This is a genomic window from Pseudarthrobacter linnaei (assembly GCF_055412825.1).
The window spans coordinates 1-1,385 of sequence record NZ_JBVAYX010000069.1 but is presented as its reverse complement, the minus strand read 5'-3'; the positions used below and the strand labels follow the sequence as shown (position 1 = coordinate 1,385).

Genomic DNA, 1,385 nt, shown 5'->3' with positions numbered 1-1,385 from the left:
TCCAACGAGAACACTGTGAGTATGGAGGTGGCCCGGGAAGGGCTGATCCGGAAGGGTGGGTGTCGGCAGCGAAGAGGTGACTCCCGAGAATACTGGCCGCGAGTGCGCGTGCCTTCCGTTTGACGTGTCCCCCTGAAACTGCCGGCGCCGGCCTGACCCGCCACCGGTTCTGGCTTGATTAGGAGCTTGTCCGCCTCAAGGCGTGACCCGTCACAGTGTTGCCGCGGTGAATGATCTGCTTTCCGGGCTCGGCGTGAACCGTATCCGCCAGCTTGATGAAAGGACCAAAGCAATGACGACACTGGCAGAGGACTATGACTACGTGATCGGCGGTGATCCGGACCGGGACACCATCGACCTGGCGGTGCTGGATACAGCCACCGGCAGCATCCGCGCCCATATCGAGGCGACGGCCGACGGTCCGGGATACTCCCGCATGCTCGACTGGGCACGAAAACACGCCCCTGGCCGCCGGGTCTGGGCGTTGGAGGGAACAGGAAGTTTCGCCGCCGGATTCGCCGGGGAACTGGCCCTGGCGGGTGAGGATGTCGTCGAAGTCGGAGCCCTCAAACGCGCCCGCGGCGCCAAGAACGACCGGCTCGACGCGGTCCGGGCCGCCCGGACCGCGCTGGCCCGGGAGCACCAGTCCAGTCCCCGCGTCCGCGGGCTGCGTGAAGCGATCAGGGCCCTGTCAGCGACCCGCCAGGCAGTGCTTGTCAGCCGCACAAAGGCCATCAACGAACTCAAGAGCCTCATCGTGGTCGCACCCGAACAGCTGCGGGCACCCCTGCGCGGCCGCCCGCTGGCCACCCAGCTGGCATTGATCGAAAGCACGGTCACCGCCGCGGCTGCCACGGTCGAACACCGGATCACGGTGCTGACATTGCAGTCGATCACCGCGCGCATACGGTTCCTGACGGGCCAGCTCGCGGATATCGATCCCGAGTTGGCCCGTCTCGTCCAGGAACATCCGGCGGGACCGGCGCTGCTCGCCGAACCGGGCGTGGGACCGGTCGTCGCAGCCCAGCTGCTCATCAGCTGGTCCCACCCCGGACGGGTCAGAAGCGAAGCGGCATTCGCATCGCTGGCGGGAGTCGCACCGCTGGAAGCCAGCAGCGGCCAACGCACCAGGCACCGTCTCAACCGCGGCGGAGACCGGGCCCTCAACCGGGCCCTGCATACAGTTGCGATCACCCGCATCCGGTGCCACGCAGAAACCCGCGCCTACGAAGCCCGGCGCACCCTTCAAGGAAAGACCCACCGAGATATCCGCCGCTGCCTCAAGCGCACCCTCGCCCGGCACCTTTACCGCGTTATGGAGTCCACGGCCAAATCCTCGGCGCCTGAACACGGTTGACAAACATAGGAGCGTCCAACCGGCTCCT

General features: G+C 66.6%; 1 protein-coding gene. It reads left to right on the top strand.

The window, feature by feature from the left end; all coding sequences use genetic code 11:
* Window positions 1–292 precede the first annotated feature (292 nt).
* Window positions 293–1,357 carry an IS110 family RNA-guided transposase gene (locus ACZYZ3_RS20500; protein WP_463965602.1) on the top strand — a complete coding sequence of 355 codons (1,065 nt, stop codon included), beginning with the start codon at window positions 293–295 and terminating at the stop codon, window positions 1,355–1,357.
* Window positions 1,358–1,385 lie beyond the last annotated feature (28 nt).

Excerpts from the sequence above, each read along its gene's own strand:
- ACZYZ3_RS20500 (WP_463965602.1), top strand. The coding sequence starts at position 293 with ATGACGACACTGGCAGAGGACTATGACTACGTGATCGGCGGTGATCCG.